Here is a 22,126-nt window from a genome sequence, read left to right as displayed (position 1 = left end):
ACGGGGCGCGTTTCCAATGACGCGCGCCCCCTGCATGGGGAACTCTCACCACCCGCGCGCGTGCCACTCCGGCAGGTGCGGCCGTTCCGCGCCCAGCGTGGTGTCGTTGCCGTGTCCCGGGTAGACCCAGGTCTCGTCCGGGAGCACGTCGAAGATCTTCGTCTCGACGTCGTGGATCAGGCTGGCGAACGCCTTCGGATCCTTGCGGGTGTTGCCCACACCCCCCGGGAAGAGGCAGTCCCCCGTGAACACATGGGGGTGCCCGTGCGGGTCGTCGTAGACGAGGGCGATCGAGCCCGGCGTGTGGCCGACGAGATGGCGTGCGGTGAGTTCCACGCGCCCCACCCGGATGACGTCGCCGTCGTCCACGAGGGCGTCGGTCGGTACGGGGATGCCGTCGGCGTCCTCCCGGCCGGCGTACGTCCGGGCGCCCGTGGCCGCCACGACCTCGGCGAGCGCCTGCCAGTGGTCGCCGTGCTGGTGGGTCGTCACGACGGACGCGATGCCGTCACCGCCGATCATGCCGATCAGGGTCCCGGCCTCGGCGGCCGCGTCGATCAGCAGTTGCTCGTCCGTGGCCCGGCAGCGCAGCAGGTAGGCGTTGTTGTTCATCGGACCCACCGCGATCTTGCTGATCATCAGGTCCTTCAGCTCATGCACGTCGGCGGGGCCGCCGACCGTCACCTCTCCGCTGTACGTCATGGCCGTCAGCCTATAGCGGGGGGAGGGCCGGAAGCGGTCCGCCGCCGACGGTCAGTCCGGACCCGCCGCGGCGGCCGGCGAGCCAGCCGAGCAGCTCGGCCGACGTCCCCGTGACGGTGACCTCGGGCGTGCCCGCCTCCCGGCCCGTGCTCCACGCGCGTGTGCCGTCCGTGAGGCGGGTGGGCGGCACGTCGGGGTGCCCGGTGAACCGGTGGGCGAGGAAGTCGATCTGCCGCTCCGTGAACTCCGCCGGCAGATCCTCCAGCTCGTAGCCGATACCGAGGTCCACATGGTGCAGCTCGACCTCGGCCCAGCGGCGAAAGGGCACAGCGGAGGCGGAGTCGGTGACGCCGTTGCGCAGGGTCACCGTGCGCGACCAGTCCGCGGGCGCGGCCCCCGCCTCCTGGAAGCGGGCCCCGCTCTCGCGCACGTCCGCGATCTGGGTCTCCAGGGAGCGGGGGGCGTCCCGCTCGATGTCGGCGTCCCGGGCCTCGGCGGAGGCGTACATGGGGCGGCCGCCGAGGACGTTCACGAGGGCGTCCGCGTTACGGGCCAGATGGGCGAGGACGTGGCCGCGGCTCCAGCCCGGAAGGAGTGACGGTTCGGCGACGGACGCGTTGTCCAACTTGGCGACTGCGGTGAGCAGCCGCTCGGTCGCGTCACGTACAGACGCCAGGTCATGCGCGTGATCAATCATGGTGCCGACCCTAGCCCCGCCACTCCTTCGGGTGAAGGCGGCAGACCGGGCCCGCAAATCGAATGCGCGTGCTATATGGTCGGTGGCGGCGTCGGGCATGCTGGATGGTCGGGGATTGTTGTCACTCGGTGAATCCGACCGGCGTTGTCAGTGGCTCCCCCTAGTCTGAGAAAGCACGGGGGCCCCGCCCCTGTCACTTCTCTCAAGAAAGGTGCGGACCGGCGTGGCCGACCGTCTCATCGTCCGTGGCGCGCGCGAGCACAACCTCAAGAATGTCTCGCTCGACCTGCCGCGCGACTCGCTCATCGTCTTCACGGGCCTGTCGGGGTCGGGCAAGTCCTCGCTGGCCTTCGACACCATCTTCGCCGAGGGGCAGCGTCGCTACGTGGAGTCGCTCTCCTCGTACGCCCGCCAGTTCCTCGGCCAGATGGACAAGCCGGACGTCGACTTCATCGAAGGTCTCTCCCCGGCGGTCTCCATCGACCAGAAGTCGACCTCGCGCAACCCGCGCTCCACGGTCGGCACCATCACCGAGGTCTACGACTACCTCCGCCTGCTGTTCGCCCGCATCGGCAAGCCGCACTGTCCCGAGTGCGGCCGACCGATCTCGCGCCAGTCGCCGCAGGCCATCGTCGACCGGGTCCTGGAGCTGCCGGAGGGGAGCCGCTTCCAGGTGCTGTCGCCGCTGGTGCGCGAGCGCAAGGGAGAGTTCGTCGACCTCTTCGCCGACCTCCAGACCAAGGGCTACAGCCGCGCGCGGGTCGACGGCGAGACCATCCAGCTCGCCCACCCGCCCACGCTCAAGAAGCAGGAGAAGCACACCATCGAGGTGGTCATCGACCGCCTCACGGTGAAGGACTCCGCCAAGCGCCGCCTCACCGACTCCGTCGAGACCGCCCTCGGCCTGTCCGGCGGCATGGTCGTGCTCGACTTCGTCGACCTCCCCGAGGACGACCCCGAGCGCGAGCGCATGTACTCGGAGCACCTGTACTGCGCCTACGACGACCTCTCCTTCGAGGAGCTGGAGCCCCGCTCCTTCTCCTTCAACTCGCCCTTCGGCGCCTGCCCCGACTGCACCGGCATCGGCACGCGCATGGAGGTCGACCCCGAGTTGATCGTCCCCGACGAGGACAAGTCCCTCGACGAGGGCGCCATCCACCCCTGGTCGCACGGTCACACCAAGGACTACTTCGGCCGCCTGATCGGCGCCCTCGCGGACGCGTTGGGATTCCGGACGGACATCCCCTTCGCGGGCCTTCCGCAGCGCGCCAGGAAGGCCCTGCTCCACGGCCACAAGACGCAGATCGAGGTCCGCTACCGCAACCGGTACGGCCGCGAACGCGTCTACACCACGCCCTTCGAAGGCGCCGTTCCCTTCGTCAAGCGCCGGCACAGCGAGGCCGAGAGCGACGCCAGCCGCGAGCGCTTCGAGGGCTACATGCGCGAGGTGCCCTGCCCCACCTGTGACGGCACGCGCCTGAAGCCGATCGTCCTCGCGGTCACGATCATGGACAAGTCCATCGCCGAGGTCTCCAGCATGTCCATCAGCGACTGCGCGGACTTCCTGGGCGAACTCAAGCTCAACGCCCGCGACAAGAAGATCGCCGAGCGGGTGCTGAAGGAGGTCAACGAGCGGCTGCGGTTCCTGGTCGACGTCGGCCTGGACTACCTCTCGCTCAACCGCGCGGCCGGCACGCTCTCCGGCGGCGAGGCCCAGCGCATCCGCCTGGCCACCCAGATCGGCTCCGGACTCGTCGGCGTCCTGTACGTCCTCGACGAGCCGTCCATCGGCCTGCACCAGCGTGACAACCACCGACTGATCGAGACCCTCGTCCGTCTGCGTGACATGGGCAACACGCTCATCGTCGTCGAGCACGACGAGGACACCATCAAGGTCGCCGACTGGATCGTCGACATCGGCCCCGGCGCGGGTGAGCACGGCGGCAAGGTCGTGCACAGCGGCTCCCTGAAGGAGCTGCTCACCAACGCCGAGTCGCAGACCGGGCAGTACCTGTCCGGCAGGAAGTCCATCCCGCTGCCCGACATCCGGCGCCCGCGCGACCCGTCCCGGCAGCTCACGGTGCACGGCGCCCGCGAGAACAACCTCCAGGACATCGACGTGTCCTTCCCGCTGGGCGTGTTCACCGCGGTCACGGGTGTGTCCGGCTCGGGCAAGTCGACGCTGGTCAACGACATCCTGTATACGCATCTGGCCCGCGAGCTGAACGGCGCGAGGAACGTGCCCGGGCGGCACACCCGCGTGGACGGCGACGACCTCGTCGACAAGGTCGTGCACGTCGACCAGTCGCCCATCGGCCGCACCCCGCGCTCGAACCCGGCGACGTACACCGGCGTCTTCGACCACATCCGCAAGTTGTTCGCCGAGACCACCGAGGCCAAGGTCCGCGGCTACATGCCCGGCCGGTTCTCCTTCAACGTCAAGGGCGGCCGCTGCGAGAACTGCGCGGGCGACGGCACGATCAAGATCGAGATGAACTTCCTCCCGGACGTGTACGTCCCGTGCGAGGTCTGCCACGGCGCCCGCTACAACCGGGAGACCCTGGAGGTCCACTACAAGGGCAAGTCCATCGCCGACGTCCTGAACATGCCGATCGAGGAAGCCATGGACTTCTTCGAGGCCGTCCCGGCGATCGCCCGCCACCTGAAGACGCTGAACGACGTCGGCCTCGGCTACGTCCGGCTCGGTCAGTCCGCGACCACCCTGTCCGGCGGTGAGGCACAGCGTGTGAAGCTCGCCAGCGAACTGCAGCGCCGCTCCACCGGCCGCACGGTCTACGTCCTGGACGAGCCGACCACCGGTCTGCACTTCGAGGACATCAGCAAGCTGCTGACGGTCCTGGGCGGCCTGGTCGACAAGGGCAACACGGTCATCGTCATCGAGCACAACCTCGACGTGATCAAGACCGCCGACTGGGTCGTCGACATGGGCCCCGAGGGCGGCGCCGGCGGCGGCCTCGTCGTCGCCGAGGGCACCCCCGAGGAGGTCGCGGGAGTCCCGACCAGCCACACGGGCAAGTTCCTGCGCGAGATCCTCGGCGCGGACCGGATCAGCGACGCGGAACCGGTCAAGGTGCCGCGGAGCAGGTCGGCCACGAAGACGGTCGCCGCCAAGTCCACGGCGAAGAAGACGGCCACTGCCAAGACGACGGCCGCCAACAACACGGCCACGAAGAAGGCGGCCGGGGCCACGAAGAAGGCCGCACCCGCGAAGAAGACGGCGCGGGCCCGCAAAGCCTGAGGCTCTAGGACGGCAAGGCCCAGCCATCAAAACGGTACGGCGCCCCGCGGGAACTCCCCCGCGGGGCGCCGCCCGTTGTACACGCTGCCCGCCCTGCCTGCCCTGCGGATCGACTAGACCTCGCCCACTTCTGCCGCGTACGGCGGCTCCGCCCCCGCGCGGGAGCAGGTGATCGCCGCGGCGCGTGCCGCGTAGCGCAGGAGGCGGGCCCAGCCGTCGGCGTCCAGGGCGGCCAGCGCGGAAGGGGACAGCGCATCGCGGGTGGCCAGGCCGTGCAGGAGAGCCGCGTTCACGGTGTCACCGGCGCCGATGGTGTCCACGACGTCGACCTTCTCGCCCGGCACCGAGTGCTCGGCGCCGTCCCGGGTGAAGACGGTCAGCCCGTCGCCGCCCCGCGTCACGACGACGGCCGCGGGACCGGAGGCCAGCCACTCGCGCGGGGCGCCGCCCAGCCACTGCGCGTCCTCCGCGGACAGCTTGAGCAGCGACACGGACGGCAGCCAGCTCTTGAACCGGGCCCGGTAGGCGTCCGCGTCGGGGATCAGCCCCGGCCGGATGTTGGGGTCGAGCGCGGTGAACAGGCCCTGTGCGCTCGCCTCGCGCATCAGCTCCTCGTACGCGCTCGCGCCCGGCTCCAGGACGAGCGAGCACGTGCCGAAGGACACCGCTCGGGTTCCGGCGGGGAGCTGCTCTGGGGCCGTGAACAGGCGGTCGGCGGTGCCGTCGACGTAGAACGAGTAGGCGGCGGAGCCGGTCTCGTCGATCGTGGCGACGGCGAGGGTGGTCGGTTCCGGGCCGCGCTGCACCGCGGACACGTCCACGCCCGCCTGCCGAAGCCCGTCGAGCAAAGCCTCGCCGAAGGCGTCGTGGGACGTGCGGGAGCAGAACGTGGTGGGGGAGCCGAGGCGGCCGAGGGCCACAGCGGTGTTGTAGGGGCCGCCGCCGAGCGCCGGGCGCAGGGTCGCGAGAGCGCCCGCACCCTGCGGTACCAGGTCGATCAGGGCCTCACCGGCGACGACGATCACGGGGTGGTTCCTCTCTCGGGCAACTGGGGCGTGCGTGGCCGTATGGGCTGCTCGGGGCAGCCGCACGACGTGCGGTGGACGAAGGCACAGGGGAGCCGCACGGTCCGGGTGGGCCGGTCCGGTGCGGTGAGGCGGTCCAGGAGCACCTGGACCGCCCGGGCGCCGATGTCCCTGCTGGGCTGGGCGATCGCGGTGAGCCGGGGTGCGAAAAGGTCCGCCCAGGCGAAGTCGTCGAAGCAGCACAGGGCGATGTCGTCGGGCACGGACATGCCGCGCTCGCGCAGGGCGCGCAGGGCGCCGATGGTCATCGCGTTGTTGCCGGTGACGAGCGCGGTGGGCGGGGCGGCGAGGGCGAGCAGAGCCGCGGTGGCCCGTTCGGCGCCGGCCGTCGCGGAGTCGCCGTGGACCAGGAGCCGTTCGTCGTGGGGGAGTCCGGCGGCCGCGAGGCCGTGGCTGTATCCGGAGATCCGCTCGCCGGTGGTGCTGAGCCCCGGCAGGCCCGCGACCAGCGCGATCCGGCGATGGCCGAGCTCGGCGAGGTGGGCGACCAGCCGGGCCATGGGCTCGGCGTTCTCCGCGCAGACCTGGTCGAAGTGGGAGGCGCCGTCCGCCCGGTCGTCGATCACGCGGTCCAGGAGCACGGCCGGTACGTCGTGGCGGGTGAGGTAGGCGAGGAGGTCGCGCGGGGCGGCGGAGGGTGCGACGATCATGCCGTCCACGCGCCGCTCGTGCAGCAGCTGGACCACCTTGCGCTCGTGCTCCGGGTCGTCGTGCGGGTCGGCGATGAGCAGGCTGTAGCCGTGTTCCACGGCGCCGGCCTCGACGCCCTGGAGGATCTCCGTGAAGTACGGGTTGCTGATCGCCGAGACCGCGAGCCCGATGGAGCGGGTGCGGGAAGTCACCAGGGAGCGGGCGAGGGTGTTGGGCGTGTAGCCGAGCTCGTCGATGGCGTCGAGTACGGCCTGGCGGGTGTGGGGGAGTACCGGGCGGGTGTCGTTCAGCACGTGCGAGACGGTCGCCACGGACACCCCGGCGCACCGTGCGACGTCGGCCATGGTGGGCATCGCGCTTCCTTCCCCGGACCTGCTTCTAGCCGGGAAGGTATCCCATTTCGGGGCGCGCGTAAACGCTTGCGCAAGCGTTTACGCGCGGTACTCGGGCTCTCGCCCACGCGCGCGTCCCCCGGGCTCTCGCCCACGCGCGTCCGCCGGATTCACACCCACGCGCAGTCCTCCGGGCTCACTCCCAGTCCCAGCCGATCCCCACCATGCCCGACCGCACCCGGGGCTCGACGAGGTGCACCGAGTGGTGCCGGTCGCTGAGCGCGAGCTCCTGACGGCCGCTGCGCGGCGCGGCCGCCGAGTGCTGGGTGAACCGGTGGCAGCGCATCGGCAGCGCGCCCTCGTCGAACCGGACCTGAAGGGCGTACTGGCCGCCTGCGAGGCCGAAGCCGCGGACGTACTCGTGGGAGACGCCGGCCGTGCCGTCCTCGATGTCGTAGCGGAAGAGGAACGTATCGCCGGCGCGCAGCCGGAGGTCGAAGAGCAGCTCGGCCACGAGCACGCCGGTGTCGTGGTGCCAACGGACGCGGCCGGTGCGGCAGTTCTCCAGGGCGCGCACCGTCATGCGTTCCGGTGTGCACCCCGGGTCGCCGTGGTGGACGGCGACGAAGCGGTCGACGCCGTCGCGGTGGGCGCGCACGATGTGGTGTGACTCGCGCCCCAGCAGCTCACGGCGCGCGCCGACGCGTACCCGCTCGTGGTGGCCGAGGGTGTGCAGCCCGCCGTCGAGCGGGGCCCCCAGCTCGGCCAGAAGCCGTTCCAGGACGCCCGAGGCCGCCACGAAGGAACGGTAGGAGCGGCCCGCGGGACGTCCGGCGGTGGTGACCCCGTCGGCGTCGGCGAGCAGCCGGATCAGTGACTCCTCCGGCAGTTGGAGGATCTCCTCCAGTGCCCGCACGGCCCGCAACGACTCGGGGCGCTGCGGGCGACGGGCGCCCTGTTGCCAGTAACTCAGGCTCGTCACCCCCACTTTCACGCCGTAGCGCGAGAGGTGGTGCTGCACGCGCTGCAGCGGCAGTCCGCGAGCGGCGATCGCAGCGCGCAGTGCGACGTGGAAGGGGCCTCCGCGCAGGGCCGTGTCCAGTTCCGCGGCGGCGATGTCCGCGTGCTGTGTGGCGTGCGGCATGCAGGGGCCTTTCTGTGAAGGAGCACAACGGCTGGTCAGACCGTTCACGTGGTGGTCGGGGCCGCCCCGTCGGCGCCGGGGCGTCCGCACATCCGTACGCCGTCTTTCAGGGCCCCGAGTTCCCCCGCATTGAAGCGTGTTGACCAAGTCCCGACAACACCTGCCGCCCAACGGGCGCGCACTCCTGGCCGGGACCCGACACCCGGCGGCCGACGGGACGGTGGACGACGCGGGGTTCTCCCCACTCCCGTAGCAGGACAGTCACCTGTTCGGCCGCCACCGGCGTTGTCCACAGGCCCGTCGGAGTGTCGGTCCTCGCCAGTAGGGTGTGAGACATGGCCGACCCCTCCAGCTACCGCCCCAGTCCGGGACAGATCCCGGACTCTCCCGGGGTGTACAGGTTCCGCGACGAGCACCGCCGGGTGATCTACGTCGGAAAGGCGAAGAGCCTGCGCCAACGCCTGGCGAACTACTTCCAGGACCTGGCGGGCCTCCACCCGCGCACACGCTCCATGGTCACCACGGCCGCGTCGGTGGAGTGGACCGTGGTGTCCACGGAGGTCGAGGCCCTGCAGCTGGAGTACTCCTGGATCAAGGAGTACGACCCCCGGTTCAACGTCAAGTACCGCGACGACAAGAGCTACCCCTACCTCGCGGTGACGATGAACGAGGAGTTCCCGCGCGTGCAGGTGATGCGCGGCCACAAGAAGAAGGGCGTCAGGTACTTCGGGCCGTACGCGCACGCGTGGGCCATCCGGGACACCGTCGATCTGCTCCTGCGCGTCTTTCCGGTGCGCACCTGCTCCGCGGGCGTGTTCAAGAACGCCGCCCGCACCGGCCGCCCCTGTCTGCTGGGCTACATCGGCAAGTGCTCCGCGCCCTGTGTGGGCCGTGTCTCCGCAGAGGAGCACGGCGAACTCGCCGAGGAATTCTGCGACTTCATGACCGGCCGCACCGGCACCTATCTGCGCCGGCTGGAGAAGCAGATGATGGAGGCGGCCGACGAGATGGCGTACGAGCGGGCGGCCCGCCTGCGCGACGACATCGAGGCCCTGAAGAAGGCCATGGAGAAGAACGCGGTCGTGCTCGCGGACGCGACCGACGCCGACCTGATCGCGGTCGCCGAGGACGAGCTGGAGGCGGCCGTCCAGATCTTCCACGTCCGCGGCGGACGCGTCCGCGGCCAGCGCGGCTGGGTCACCGACAAGGTCGAGGAGATCACCACCGGCGCCCTCGTCGAGCACGCCCTCCAGCAGCTCTACGGCGAGGAGAGCGGCGACGCCGTCCCCAAGGAGGTCCTCGTCCCGGCCCTGCCCGAGCCGCTGGAGCCCGTGCAGCAGTGGCTGACCGAGCGGCGCGGCTCCAACGTCTCCCTGCGCATTCCGCAGCGCGGCGACAAGAAGGCCCTCATGGAGACCGTGCAGCGCAACGCCCAGCAGGCGCTCGTGCTGCACAAGACCAAGCGCGCCTCCGACCTGACCACGCGCTCGCGTGCCCTGGAGGAGATCGCCGACGCCCTCGACCTGGACAGCGCCCCGCTGCGCATCGAGTGCTACGACATCTCTCACCTTCAGGGCGACGACGTGGTCGCCTCCATGGTCGTGTTCGAGGACGGCCTGCAGCGCAAGAGCGAGTACCGCCGCTTCCAGATCAAGGGTCGTGCCGGAGACACGCAGCTCTGGCACGGCGAGGGCCAGGACGACGTCCGCTCCATGCACGAGGTGATCACCCGCCGCTTCCGGCGCTACCTCGCCGAGAAGGAGAAGACGGGGGAGTGGACCGACGGGGAGAGCGAGCTGACCGAGGAGGACGGCCGCCCCAAGAAGTTCGCCTACCCACCCCAGCTCGTTGTCGTCGACGGCGGGCAGCCGCAGGTCGCCGCCGCCAAGAAGGCCCTGGACGAGCTCGGCATCGACGACATCGCCGTGTGCGGTCTCGCCAAGCGGCTGGAGGAGGTGTGGCTGCCGGAGGAGGGCGACCCCGTGGTGCTGCCCCGCACCAGCGAGGGCCTCTACCTGCTGCAACGCGTCCGTGACGAGGCCCACCGCTTCGCGATCACCTACCAGCGCACCAAGCGCGGCAAGCGGTTCCGCGCGAGCCCCCTGGACGACGTACCGGGCCTCGGTGAGACCCGCAAGCAGGCCCTGATCAAACACTTCGGCTCGGTGAAGAGGCTGCGGTCCGCGACGATCGACCAGATCTGCGAGGTTCCGGGCATAGGTCTCAAGACGGCCGAGACGATCGCCGTGGCCTTCGCCCAGGCCGCCCCGGCCGCACCCGCCGTCAACACGGCGACTGGAGAGATCATGGATGACGTGGAAGACGGGGCGCCCGGAACGACGGCGGGTACCCGGGAGGAGTCCTCGACAGAGGACGCCCCGGAAGAACGACGGGGGCAGGAGACATGAGCGAGCACGACGCACAGCACACAGCACAGCGAGATCAGGAACCCACGGCAGCCCCAGAGGGCACCGAGGGCCATGAAAAGGGCCATGAGCAGGGCCATGAACACGGAGCACAGGTGAGTACGGACAGCACACCGCCCGGGATCCCCGACGCGGCCATCCCCGAGCTGGTGATCATCTCCGGCATGTCCGGTGCCGGGCGCTCGACGGCCGCCAAGTGTCTGGAGGACCTCGGCTGGTTCGTCGTCGACAACCTCCCACCCGCGCTGATCCCCACCATGGTGGAGCTCGGCGCCCGCTCCCAGGGCAACGTGGCGCGGATCGCGGTCGTCGTCGACGTCCGCGGCCGCCGCTTCTTCGACAACCTCCGCGAGTCCCTCGCCGACCTGGAGGCCAAGAGCGTCACCCGGCGCATCGTCTTCCTGGAGTCCTCCGACGACGCCCTGGTGCGCCGCTTCGAGTCCGTGCGCCGCCCGCACCCCCTCCAGGGCGACGGCCGCATCGTCGACGGCATCGCCGCCGAGCGCGAGCTGCTGCGCGAGCTGCGCGGCGACGCCGACCTGGTGATCGACACCTCCAGCCTCAACGTGCACGAGCTGCGCGCGAAGATGGACGCCCAGTTCGCGGGCGAGGAGGAGCCCGAGCTGCGGGCCACCGTGATGTCCTTCGGCTTCAAGTACGGCCTCCCCGTCGACGCCGACCTGGTCGTCGACATGCGCTTCCTGCCCAACCCGCACTGGGTCCCGGAGCTGCGCCCCTTCACCGGCCTCAACGAGGAGGTCTCGGCGTACGTCTTCAACCAGCCCGGCGCCAAGGAGTTCCTCGACCGCTACGCCGAGCTGCTCCAGCTCATCGCCGCCGGATACCGCCGCGAGGGCAAGCGGTACGTGACCATCGCGGTCGGCTGCACCGGAGGCAAGCACCGCTCGGTCGCCACTTCCGAGAAGCTGGCCGCCCGCCTCGCCTCCCAGGGCGTCGAGACCGTGGTCGTGCACCGGGACATGGGGCGCGAGTGACCGGACGTACACCGCGGCTGAGCCGGCTGCGCCGGGTCAACCCGGAGGGCCGCGCGGGCCGGCCCGCCGAGGCGCGCGGGGCCAGGCCGCGCCGCCGGGGCACCCAGCCCAAGGTGGTCGCCCTCGGCGGCGGCATGGGCCTGTCCGCCTCGCTCGCCGCACTGCGCCGGATCACCGGCGACCTCACCGCCGTCGTCACCGTGGCCGACGACGGCGGCTCCAGCGGGCGCCTGCGCGACGAGCTGGGCGTCCTGCCGCCCGGTGACCTGCGCAAGGCGCTGGCCGCGCTGTGCGGCGACGACGACTGGGGACAGACCTGGGCCCGTGTCATCCAGCACCGCTTCCAGTCCCAGGGCGACCTGCACGAGCACGCGGTCGGCAACCTGCTGATCGTCGCCCTGTGGGAGCAGCTCGGCGACCACGTCCAGGCCCTCGACCTGGTCGGCAAGCTGCTGGGTGCCCAGGGCCGGGTGCTGCCCATGTCCGCCGTACCGCTGGAGCTCCAGGCGCTGGTCAAGGGGCACGACCCGGAGCGGCCCGAGGCCGTCGACACCGTCCGCGGCCAGGCGACCGTCGCCCTGACTCCCGGAGAGGTGCAGTCGGTCCACCTCGTGCCGCACGACCCGCCCGCCGTCCCTGAGGCCGTCGCCGCGGTCCTGGACGCCGACTGGGTGGTGCTGGGGCCCGGCTCCTGGTTCTCGTCGGTCATTCCGCACCTGCTGGTGCCGGAACTCCTGGACGCGCTCACCGCGACGAAGGCGCGCCGGGTACTCTCCCTGAACCTCGCCCCGCAGCCCGGAGAAACCGAGGGCTTCTCCCCGCAGCGTCATTTGGAGGTTTTGGGGCGACACGCCCCTAAACTCGCCCTGGACGTGGTGCTGGCCGACGAGGCCGCCGTGCCCGACCGCGATCTCCTCACCGACGCCGCCAAGCGGTTCGGCGCCGCGGTCGAGCTGGCGCCGGTGGCCCGGACCGACGGGAGCCCAAGGCACGACCCGGAGCTCCTGGCCGCCGCGTACGACCGTATTTTTCGGATGCATGGAAGGATCGGCCCATGGCGATGACGCCAGCGGTGAAGGACGAGATCTCCCGGCTCCCCGTCACCCGGACCTGCTGCAGGAAGGCGGAGGTCTCCGCCCTTCTGCGGTTCGCCGGCGGCCTCCACCTGGTGAGCGGGCGCATCGTGATCGAGGCGGAGTTGGACACCGCGATGGCGGCTCGCCGCCTCAAGCGGGACATTCTGGAGATCTTCGGCCACAGCTCCGAGCTGATCGTGATGGCGCCCGGCGGGCTGCGCCGGGGTTCGCGCTATGTGGTGCGCGTCATCGCGGGCGGTGACCAGCTGGCCCGCCAGACCGGCCTGGTGGACGGCCGCGGCCGTCCGATCCGCGGCCTGCCCCCGCAGGTGGTCTCGGGGGCCACCTGCGACGCCGAAGCCGCCTGGCGCGGAGCCTTCCTGGCGCACGGCTCGCTCACCGAGCCCGGCCGTTCCTCCTCCCTGGAGGTCACGTGCCCGGGCCCCGAGGCGGCGCTCGCCCTGGTCGGTGCCGCCCGCCGGCTGTCGATCGCGGCGAAGGCGCGCGAGGTCCGCGGGATCGACCGGGTCGTCGTCCGTGACGGCGACGCGATCGGGGCCCTCCTCACCCGCCTCGGCGCGCACGAGTCGGTGCTGGCCTGGGAGGAGCGCCGGATGCGCCGCGAGGTGCGCGCCACGGCGAACCGTCTCGCCAACTTCGACGACGCCAACCTGCGCCGCTCGGCCCGCGCGGCCGTCGCCGCCGGAGCCCGCGTCCAGCGCGCCCTGGAGATCCTCGGCGAGGAGGTCCCCGAGCACCTCGCGGCAGCGGGCCGGCTGCGGATGGAGCACAAGCAGGCCTCCCTGGAGGAGCTGGGCGCGCTCGCCGATCCGCCGCTGACCAAGGACGCCGTCGCCGGCCGTATCCGCCGACTGCTGGCGATGGCCGACAAGCGGGCCTCCGATCTGGGCATCCCGGGCACGGAGGCCAACCTCTCCGAGGAGCTGGCCGACAACCTCGTCGGCTGACGGACGCTACGTCAAACGCCGGTGTTCTTTACCCCTTTGGGGTGAAGGGCGCCGGCGCTTGACGGTCCATGAGGCGCTCTTGACTCGATCATGAAGTGTCATGAGCCTGGCATCTGTTCGCTGCTGGGGCGGACCACTGCTAGGGGGGTACATGAGACACAGAGCGAGATCGATCCTCGCTGTCGGCGCGCTCCTGATCGGCGGAGCGAGCATCGCACCCATCGCCCAGGCGCAACCCGGCCGTCCGGCGGACCCGGACCCGGACCAGGTCAAGGTCTACCGCGCCGAGGTCACCAAGAAGCAGGTACCCCTGCTGCTGGCGGCCGGGCAGGACGGCCACGAACTCGGCGAACAGGCGCCCGAGAAGGGCACCGCGACCGTCGAGGTCTACCTCACCGACCAGCAGGCCGACAAGCTCGAGAAGCAGGGTGTCGACCTCACCGAGCACACCCTTTCGGCCAGGGCGGAGAACCGCGTCGAGGCCGCCGCCGCCGGTGTGTACCGCCCGTACAGCGGAAGCGGCGGCATCAAGGAGGAGATCGTCAGGACCGGGCAGCAGCACCCGGGCCTCACCAAGGTCGTCTCCATCGGAAAGACCGTCAACGGCCAGGACATCCTCGCGCTCAAACTGACCAAGGGCGCGAAGCAGTCCAGGGACGGCAGCAAGCCCGCCGTGCTGTACATGTCCAACCAGCACGCGCGCGAGTGGATCACGCCGGAGATGACGAGGCGTCTGCTCCACTACTACCTCGACAACTACAGGACCGACCGACGCGTCAGGAAGATCGTCGACTCGACCGAGCTGTGGTTCGTCGTCTCGGCCAACCCCGACGGCTACGACTACACCTTCCAGAACTCCGACACCCGGCTGTGGCGCAAGAACCTGCGCGACGCCAACGGCGACGGCGCCATCGGTGTCGGCGACGGCGTCGACCTCAACCGCAACTTCGCCTACAAGTGGGGCTACGACGACGAGGGTTCGTCCCCGAACCCCACCAGCGAGACCTACCGCGGCACGGCCCCGAACTCCGAGCCCGAGACCCGGGCGCTCGACGCCTTCGAGCGGCGTATCGGATTCGACTACGGAATCAACTACCACTCCGCCGCCGAACTCCTTCTCTACGGCGTCGGCTGGCAGGTCGCCACCGACACACCGGACGACGTCCTCTACAAGGCCCTCGCCGGCACGCCCGAGAACTCGGCGATCCCGGGCTACCACCCACAGGTCTCCTCGGAGCTGTACACCACCAACGGCGAGGCGGACGGCCACGCGGCCAACGTCAACGGCATGGCGATGTTCACCCCCGAGATGTCGACCTGCGAGACCGCGTCGAACCTTGACCCGAACGACGCCTGGAACGCGGCCGACTGCCAGTCGGTCTTCAACTTCCCCGACGACGAGAAGCTGATCCAGCAGGAGTTCGCCAAGAACATCCCGTTCGCGCTCTCCGTCGCCGAGTCCGCCACCCGCCCCGACCAGCCGAAGTCCTCACTCGGACTGAAGGCCGCCGACTTCACCCCGGCGCCCTTCACCACCTCGTACGCCCGCGGCGCCGACCAGGAGGTCTCCGTCGTCGCCCGCAAGTCGGTCCGCGACAAGGAGCTCAACTACCGCGTCAACGGCGGCCGGACCAGGGACACGGCGCTCAGGCCGTGGAAGGGCGGCGAGACGTACGGCGGTGACGACAACATCCACTTCGACGAGTACCGGGCCAAGGTCAGGGGCGGCGATCCGGGCGACAAGGTCGAGGTGTGGTTCACCGGCAGGACCCGAAGCGGCAAGAAGGTCTCCAGTGAACACTTCAGGTACACCGTCGCTCAGCGCCCCCGCGCGAACACCCTCGTCGTCGCCGAGGAGGGCGTGAAAGCCACCCAGGCCCAGACGTACGTGGACGCGCTGAAGGCGGGCGGCAGCAAGGCGGTCGTCTGGGACGTCGCCACCCAGGGCGCCCCCGACGCGCTCGGTGTGCTCAAGCACTTCGGCACGGTCGTCCACTACACGGGCGCGAACGTCCCCGGCAATCCCACCCAGATCCAGTTGCGCGCCTACCTCAACGAGGGCGGCAAGCTCATCGAGGCGGGCGAACGGGCCGGCGGCAGCGTCGACCTCGGCGACGGTACCCCGTCGAACGACTTCAGCCAGTACTACCTGGGCGCCTACAGCCGTACGTCCCTGCCCAGCACCACAGCCTTCGAGGGCGCCGGCGACCTCGCCGGAGCCACCGGAGCGCTCGGCGCCGCGCCCGGCAACCCGCTGGACGCGGCCGGTTCCTACAGCGTCACCTCCGACGCCCTGTCCCCGCAGAAGTACCCGCAGTTCGCCAGCGCGGGAGCGGGCCGCTACCCCGGCACCGCCAACCCCTACGGCCCGTACCAGGGCTCTTTCATGGCGGCGGTCACGCACAGCGACTTCGCCTGGAACCGCCTCACCCGCACCGTCGACCTCACCTCGGTGAGCGCCGCCGACACGCCCACGCTGCGCACCCGCCTCCTGTGGGACACCGAGGAGGGCTACGACCACGCGGTCCTGGAGGCGCACACCGCAGGCGCCGACGACTGGACCACGCTCCCGGACAAGAACGGCGCCACCAGCACGGCCGTGCCGGCCGACTGCGGGGCCGGGTTCTTCATCCAGGCGCACCCCGCCCTCACGCGGTACCTCACGCACTCCGGCAACGGCTGCACGGCGACCGGCACCAGCGGCTCCTGGAACAGCTTCACCGGGGCGTCGGCCGGCTGGCGGGAGGTCTCCTTCGACCTCTCCGCGTACGCAGGGAAGAAGGTCGAGGTCTCCCTCAGCTACATCACCGACCCCGGTTCCGGCGGCCGCGGCGTCCTCGCCGACAACGCGTCCGTCGTCATCGGCGGCAACGCCGTCGAGAGCGAGGGCTTCGAGGCGTCGCTCGGCGCGTGGAGCACACCCGGTCCGCCCGCGGGCAGCCCCGCGGTCGTCAAGGACTGGGCGCGCTCCGGAGCGCTGTTCCAGACGTACGGCGCCGTCACGACCGACGACACCGTGTTGCTGGGCTTCGGCTTGGAGCACCTCGCCACGCCGGCCGAACGCGCGGCTCTCGTCCGGAAGGCGCTCGCCGCCCTCCGTCAGTGACACGCGGTCAATGGCAACTGACGTACCGTAACCGAATCGAGTGAGTGGGCCCTCCGGCCCGGGCGGTCCGTACCCCTACTGGCTGGTACGGACCGCCTCGCCGTGTATGGGGCATCTCAATGTCACCCCGCAGGCCTCAGGGAGGTAGGGTCGTAGGCGGTCGGGGACATCCCAATACAGCTCGCCGGTCTCACAGCCGGCGTACCAACGAGGAGATCGGTTCGTGACGATCCGCGTAGGCATCAACGGCTTTGGCCGCATCGGTCGTAACTACTTCCGCGCGCTGCTGGAGCAGGGTGCAGACATCGAGATCGTGGCTGTCAACGACCTGGGTGACACCGCGACCACCGCTCACCTGCTCAAGTACGACACCATCCTGGGCCGCCTCAAGGCCGAGGTGTCGCACACCGCCGACACGATCACCGTCGACGGCCACACCATCAAGGTCCTGTCCGAGCGCAACCCCGCCGACATCCCGTGGGGCGAGCTCGGCGTCGACATCGTCGTCGAGTCGACGGGCATCTTCACGAAGAAGGCCGACGCCGCGAAGCACCTCGCCGGCGGCGCCAAGAAGGTCCTCATCTCGGCTCCGGCCAAGGATGAGGACATCACCATCGTGATGGGCGTCAACCAGGACAAGTACGACGCGGCGAACCACCACGTCATCTCCAACGCCTCCTGCACCACGAACTGTGTGGCGCCGATGGCCAAGGTCCTCGACGAGAACTTCGGCATCGTCAAGGGCCTGATGACGACGGTCCACGCGTACACGAACGACCAGCGCATCCTGGACTTCCCGCACTCGGACCTGCGCCGCGCCCGCGCCGCCGCCGAGAACATCATCCCCACCACCACCGGTGCCGCCAAGGCCACCGCCCTGGTCCTCCCGCAGCTCAAGGGCAAGCTGGACGGCATCGCCATGCGCGTCCCGGTCCCGACCGGTTCGGCCACCGACCTGGTCGTGACGCTGCAGCGCGAGGTCACCAAGGACGAGGTCAACGCCGCGTTCAAGAAGGCCTCCGAGGACGGCGACCTGGCGGGCTACCTGTCGTACACCGAGGACCCGATCGTCTCCTCGGACATCGTCAGCGACCCGGCCTCCTGCACCTTCGACTCCTCCCTGACCATGGTCCAGGAGGGCAACTCGGTGAAGATCCTCGGCTGGTACGACAACGAGTGGGGCTACTCCAACCGCCTCGTCGACCTCACGGTCTTCGTCGGCAACCAGCTCTGATCAACAGAGCAGGCACGTCGATGTGAATGCAGGGCTCGGGCAGCGCAGGGACGCGCCGCCCGGGCCCTGACTCACGTACGGATCAGCCCTCCCAGGATCACGAGCACCACGAGCCCTTCACAGGAGTCCCCTCAATGAAGACGATCGACGAACTTCTCGCCGAAGGCGTCGCAGGCAAGCGGGTCTTCGTCCGCGCCGACCTCAACGTGCCGCTGGACGGCACCACGATCACCGACGACGGCCGCATCCGCGCCGTGCTGCCCACCGTGAAGGCCCTCGCGCAGGCCGGCGCGCGCGTCGTCGTCGCCTCGCACCTCGGCCGCCCCAAGGGCGCCCCGGACCCGGCCTTCTCCCTCGCCCCCGTCGCCACCCGCCTCGGTGAACTCCTCGGCACCGGCGTGGCCTTCGCGACCGACACGGTCGGCGAGTCCGCCAAGACCACCGTCGCCGGCCTCGCCGACGGGCAGGTCGCCGTCATTGAGAACCTGCGCTTCAACGCCGGCGAGACCAGCAAGGACGACGCCGAGCGCGGCGCCTTCGCCGACCAGCTCGCCGCCTTCGCGGACGTGTACGTCGGTGACGGGTTCGGCGCGGTGCACCGGGGGCACGCCTCGGTCCTCGACCTCCCGGCCCGCCTGGCGCACGCCGCCGGCTACCTCATCGCGAACGAGGTCGCCGTCCTGAAGAAGCTCACCGAGGACGTCAAGCGCCCCTACGTCGTCGCCCTCGGCGGCGCCAAGGTCTCCGACAAGCTCGCCGTCATCGACGAGCTGCTCGGCAAGGCCGACCGCCTCCTCATCGGCGGCGGCATGGCGTACACCTTCCTCAAGGCCAAGGGCTACGAGATCGGCAAGTCCCTGCTCCAGGAGGACCAGATCCCCGCGGTCCTGGAGTACATCGAGCGCGCGGAGAAGACCGGCGTCGAGCTGGTCCTCCCCGTCGACGTGCTCGTCGGCCCCGAGTTCCCGGACCTGAAGGCCAAGGCCCCGACGAACCCCACCACCGTCGCCGCGGACGCCGTGCCCGCCGACCAGATGGGCCTGGACATCGGTCCGGAGACCCGCAAGCTGTACGCCTCGAAGATCATCGACGCCGCCACCGTCTTCTGGAACGGCCCGATGGGCGTCTTCGAGCACCCCGATTTCGCCGAGGGCACCAAGGCGGTCGCCCAAGCCCTCCTCGACTCCCCGGCCTTCACGGTCGTCGGCGGCGGCGACTCCGCCGCCGCCGTGCGCCTCCTGGGCTTCGACGAGAACGCATTCGGCCACATCTCGACCGGTGGCGGCGCCTCCCTCGAATACCTCGAGGGCAAGACGCTCCCCGGCCTCGCCGCACTGGAGGACTGACCATGAGTACGCGCACGCCGCTGATGGCGGGCAACTGGAAGATGAACCTCAACCACCTCGAGGCCATCGCGCACGTCCAGAAGCTCGCCTTCGCCCTGTCGGACAAGGACTACGACGCCGTCGAGGTCGCCGTCCTGCCGCCCTTCACCGACCTGCGCTCCGTGCAGACCCTGGTCGACGGCGACAAGCTCAAGATCAAGTACGGCGCGCAGGACGTGTCGGCGCACGACTCCGGCGCGTACACGGGCGAGATCTCCGGCTCGATGCTGGCCAAGCTGAAGTGCACGTACGTGGCGATCGGCCACTCCGAGCGGCGGCAGTACCACGCGGAGAGCGACGAGCTGGTCAACGCCAAGGTCAAGGCCGCCTACAAGCACGGCCTGACCCCGATCCTGTGCGTCGGCGAGGAGCTGGAGGTCCGCGAGGCGGGCAACCACGTCTCCCACACCCTCGCCCAGGTCGAGGGCGGTCTGAAGGACCTCCCGGCCGAGCAGGCCGAGATCATCGTGATCGCCTACGAGCCGGTGTGGGCCATCGGCACCGGCAAGGTCTGCGGCGCCGAGGACGCCCAGGAGGTCTGCGCCGCCATCCGCGGCAAGATCGCCGAGCTGTACTCCCAGGACGTGGCCGACAAGGTCCGCATCCAGTACGGCGGCTCCGTCAAGGCCGGCAACGTCGCCGAGATCATGGCCCAGGCCGACATCGACGGTGCCCTGGTCGGCGGCGCCTCCCTGGACGCCGACGAGTTCGTCAAGATCGTGCGCTTCCGCGACCAGTGATCCGAGCTGTGAGTATGCGGTAGCGGCGATCCGTCGTACCCTTGCGGGGTCCAGCGCTGTCTGCTGGGCCCCGTCGTCCATCCAGATCCGAGGAAGTTGGTCCAGCCGTGGTTTTGGGGTTCTCGATCGCCCTGATCGTCTTCAGCCTGCTGCTGATGCTGCTGGTGCTGATGCACAAGGGGAAGGGCGGCGGCCTCTCCGACATGTTCGGTGGCGGCATGCAGTCCTCCGTCGGTGGCTCCTCGGTCGCCGAGCGCAACCTCGACCGCATCACCGTGGTCATCGGTCTGCTGTGGTTCGCCTGCATCGTCGTCCTCGGCCTCCTGATGAAGACGAACAGCTGATCCACGGCTCGCACATACGCACATTCCGTACGTAACGCCCCATGTTCGGTACGCGCAGCTGAGCGCGGCCTATCATGGGGCTTGCGTCTAGATGTGGGGTCTGTAACTCCAATCACTGGACGCGCGTTGGGCCTTACGTAGACTGAGGCGCTCGCAACGAAGCGAAACGCCGACTCGCTTCGCGGCACCATCACGCAGGGAGTTACGACCGTGGCAAGTGGCAACGCGATCCGAGGAAGCCGGGTCGGGGCGGGGCCGATGGGCGAGGCCGAGCGTGGCGAGTCCGCGCCGCGTCTGCGCATCTCCTTCTGGTGCTCCAACGGGCATGAGACGCAGCCCAGCTTCGCCAGCGACGCACAGGTGCCCGATACCTGGGACTGCCCGCGCTGCGGCTTCCCGGCCGGACAGGACCGGGACAACCCGCCGGACCCGCCGCGTACCGAGCCCTACAAGACGCACCTCGCGTACGTCAGGGAGCGGCGCAGCGACGCGGACGGCGAGGCGATCCTCGCCGAGGCGCTCGCCAAACTGCGGGGCGAAATCTAGAAGTTCATGACCGGCCGGGTGCCCGAGGGTGCCTGGCCGGAGGCGTTTCGGACGCGCGTCCCCGGCCCGTTGTCAGTGCCTTCCTCTACGGTTCGTGAAGAAGCGAACTGCGAGGGGGACTTGTGACGGAGGTCGAGGCGAGAGGCGTGCGTGCGCCTGCGTGGCGCGGTGGGTTCGGGCGGTTGTGGGGTGCCGCCGTGCTGTCCAGCTTCGGGGACGCCCTGCGCGCGGCGGCGCTGCCCCTGCTGGCCACCACGCTGACGGAGGAGCCGCTGCTCATCGCCTCGGTCACCGCCTGCGGCTATCTGCCGTGGATCGCCTTCGGGCTGCTCGGCGGGGCGGTCGCCGACCGCGTGGACCAGCGGCGCGCCATGTGGACGGTGGACGCGTTACGAGGACTGCTGGTCGCCGGTTTCGCGGTGGCCGTCGCGCTCGGTCATGCCTCGATCTCCCTGCTGATCGCGTTGGCCTTCGCCCTGACCGCGCTCCAGACGCTGTTCGACAACGCCTCCACGGCCCTGCTGCCCGCCCTCGTGGACCGCGCGGCCCTGGGCAGCGCCAACGCCCGTCTGATGACCGGCCAGCGGATCGCGGGCGGCCTGGTGGGCGCGCCGGTCGTGCCGCTGCTGATCGCCGCCGGGGCGGCCGTCCCCTTCGCCGTCGACGCGGCGACGTTCCTGGTGGCGGCCGCGCTGGTCGCCTCCCTGCGGACCGCCGCGCCCGAGCGGGAACCGAGAGCGGCGGGCAGCACCCTGCGCCGGGAGATCGCCGACGGCCTCCGCCACCTCTGGCGGGACGGCCCCCTGCGGGGCCTGTGCGCCGCGACGGCCCTGTGCAACATCGGCATGGGCGCCCAGCTCGCCACGCTGGTCGTCCTCGTGACCGGCTGGCTGGACGCGGGTCCCACGGGTTACGCGGCGGCGGCCACCGCGGTCACCGTCGGCAGCCTGGCCGGAGGGCTGGTGAACGGCCGGCTCGTGCGCCGCGTCGGCCCGATCCGTGCCGTGCTGCTCGCCGGTACGGTGCAGACCGGAGCCCTCGTCGTCATGGGCACCGTGCGCAGCCTTGCCGTGCTGGTCGCGGCCCTCGCCGTCTTCGGACTCATGGGCATGGTGTGGAACGTCAACACCACGACCCTGATGCAGCAGCGCAGCCCCGCCGAACTCCTCGGCCGGGTCAGCTCGGCCTTCCGGACCCTGTCCTACGCCGGAGTGCCCTTGGGTGCCCTGCTGGGCGGGGCCGTCGCCACGGCCTGGGGTCTCAACACCCCGCCGCTGCTCACGGCCGCCTTCTTCGTCCTGTCCGTCGCCGCGCTGATACCCATGCGCCGCCCGGACGTACCTGATGTCGCACCGCACGAGGACGCCACGACAGCTCACGCCACGCGCTGATCAACTAGGTTGGGACCGCCAGCGGGGCACGAAGCAGCAGGACAG

The 22,126-nt window shown here is 70.5% G+C and carries 17 protein-coding genes; 12 read left to right on the top strand and 5 right to left on the bottom strand.

Annotated elements, in window-relative coordinates; genetic code table 11:
• Positions 1-45: 45 nt before the first annotated feature.
• Together AC067M_RS00295 and AC067M_RS00290 are read right to left on the bottom strand one after the other, a co-directional pair.
• Entirely contained in the window at positions 46-702 is a 657-nt protein-coding gene (locus AC067M_RS00295; RefSeq protein WP_478694713.1) for an MBL fold metallo-hydrolase, read from the bottom strand.
• Positions 703-712: 10 nt separating this feature from the next.
• Complete coding sequence (locus tag AC067M_RS00290) at positions 713-1,399, bottom strand: maleylpyruvate isomerase family mycothiol-dependent enzyme (protein ID WP_478694712.1); 687 nt, start codon at positions 1,397-1,399, stop codon at positions 713-715.
• Positions 1,400-1,622: 223 nt separating this feature from the next.
• On the opposite strand from AC067M_RS00290, the gene uvrA reads away from it, so the two are divergent.
• The gene (uvrA, locus tag AC067M_RS00285; RefSeq protein WP_478694711.1) at positions 1,623-4,658 is read left to right on the top strand and encodes an excinuclease ABC subunit UvrA; all 3,036 of its coding nucleotides are present in this window, start codon (positions 1,623-1,625) and stop codon (positions 4,656-4,658) included.
• A 113-nt stretch (positions 4,659-4,771) separates the two neighbouring features.
• Here uvrA and AC067M_RS00280 read toward each other — a convergent pair whose 3' ends face one another.
• From AC067M_RS00280 to AC067M_RS00270, 3 genes are all read right to left on the bottom strand, one after another.
• Entirely contained in the window at positions 4,772-5,683 is a 912-nt protein-coding gene (locus AC067M_RS00280) for a carbohydrate kinase family protein (RefSeq protein ID WP_478694710.1), read from the bottom strand.
• Positions 5,680-6,747: a LacI family DNA-binding transcriptional regulator gene (locus AC067M_RS00275; RefSeq protein ID WP_478694709.1), complete on the bottom strand. Its 1,068-nt coding sequence runs from the start codon at positions 6,745-6,747 to the stop codon at positions 5,680-5,682. The genes AC067M_RS00280 and AC067M_RS00275 overlap by 4 nt, the downstream gene beginning before the upstream one ends.
• A gap of 175 nt (positions 6,748-6,922) precedes the next feature.
• On the bottom strand, positions 6,923-7,870 hold the full coding sequence (locus AC067M_RS00270; protein WP_478694708.1) for a hypothetical protein: 948 nt from the start codon (positions 7,868-7,870) through the stop codon (positions 6,923-6,925).
• 335 nt (positions 7,871-8,205) lie between these two features.
• Between AC067M_RS00270 and uvrC the strand changes: the two genes are divergently transcribed.
• From uvrC to AC067M_RS00215, 11 genes are all read left to right on the top strand, one after another.
• Positions 8,206-10,278 (top strand): excinuclease ABC subunit UvrC, encoded by a 2,073-nt coding sequence (gene uvrC / locus AC067M_RS00265; protein WP_478694707.1) that lies wholly within the window; start codon positions 8,206-8,208, stop codon positions 10,276-10,278.
• Positions 10,275-11,291 (top strand): RNase adapter RapZ, encoded by a 1,017-nt coding sequence (rapZ, locus tag AC067M_RS00260; RefSeq protein ID WP_478694706.1) that lies wholly within the window; start codon positions 10,275-10,277, stop codon positions 11,289-11,291. Before uvrC ends, rapZ begins: the two co-directional genes overlap by 4 nt.
• Positions 11,288-12,355, top strand: coding sequence for a gluconeogenesis factor YvcK family protein (locus tag AC067M_RS00255; RefSeq protein ID WP_478694705.1), 1,068 nt, complete (start codon positions 11,288-11,290; stop codon positions 12,353-12,355). Before rapZ ends, AC067M_RS00255 begins: the two co-directional genes overlap by 4 nt.
• Positions 12,346-13,335: a DNA-binding protein WhiA gene (whiA, locus tag AC067M_RS00250; protein WP_478694704.1), complete on the top strand. Its 990-nt coding sequence runs from the start codon at positions 12,346-12,348 to the stop codon at positions 13,333-13,335. Before AC067M_RS00255 ends, whiA begins: the two co-directional genes overlap by 10 nt.
• A gap of 151 nt (positions 13,336-13,486) precedes the next feature.
• Positions 13,487-16,441, top strand: a complete 2,955-nt coding sequence (locus AC067M_RS00245; RefSeq protein WP_478694703.1) for a M14 family metallopeptidase — start codon at positions 13,487-13,489, stop codon at positions 16,439-16,441.
• Between the two features lie 223 nt (positions 16,442-16,664).
• Positions 16,665-17,675 (top strand): type I glyceraldehyde-3-phosphate dehydrogenase, encoded by a 1,011-nt coding sequence (gene gap, locus AC067M_RS00240; protein ID WP_478694702.1) that lies wholly within the window; start codon positions 16,665-16,667, stop codon positions 17,673-17,675.
• A 134-nt stretch (positions 17,676-17,809) separates the two neighbouring features.
• Positions 17,810-19,021, top strand: a complete 1,212-nt coding sequence (locus AC067M_RS00235; protein ID WP_478694701.1) for a phosphoglycerate kinase — start codon at positions 17,810-17,812, stop codon at positions 19,019-19,021.
• A 2-nt stretch (positions 19,022-19,023) separates the two neighbouring features.
• Positions 19,024-19,800 carry a triose-phosphate isomerase gene (tpiA, locus tag AC067M_RS00230; protein WP_478694700.1) on the top strand — a complete coding sequence of 259 codons (777 nt, stop codon included), beginning with the start codon at positions 19,024-19,026 and terminating at the stop codon, positions 19,798-19,800.
• 107 nt (positions 19,801-19,907) lie between these two features.
• On the top strand, positions 19,908-20,144 hold the full coding sequence (secG, locus tag AC067M_RS00225) for a preprotein translocase subunit SecG (protein ID WP_384659224.1): 237 nt from the start codon (positions 19,908-19,910) through the stop codon (positions 20,142-20,144).
• A 210-nt stretch (positions 20,145-20,354) separates the two neighbouring features.
• Complete coding sequence (locus tag AC067M_RS00220; protein WP_003957010.1) at positions 20,355-20,690, top strand: RNA polymerase-binding protein RbpA; 336 nt, start codon at positions 20,355-20,357, stop codon at positions 20,688-20,690.
• 122 nt (positions 20,691-20,812) lie between these two features.
• The gene (locus AC067M_RS00215) at positions 20,813-22,081 is read left to right on the top strand and encodes an MFS transporter (protein WP_478694699.1); all 1,269 of its coding nucleotides are present in this window, start codon (positions 20,813-20,815) and stop codon (positions 22,079-22,081) included.
• Positions 22,082-22,126 lie beyond the last annotated feature (45 nt).

This window comes from Streptomyces sp. NPDC043427, from assembly GCF_056436655.1.
The sequence above is the reverse complement of the archived record's forward strand: the minus strand, read 5'-3'. Positions and strand labels throughout refer to the sequence as shown.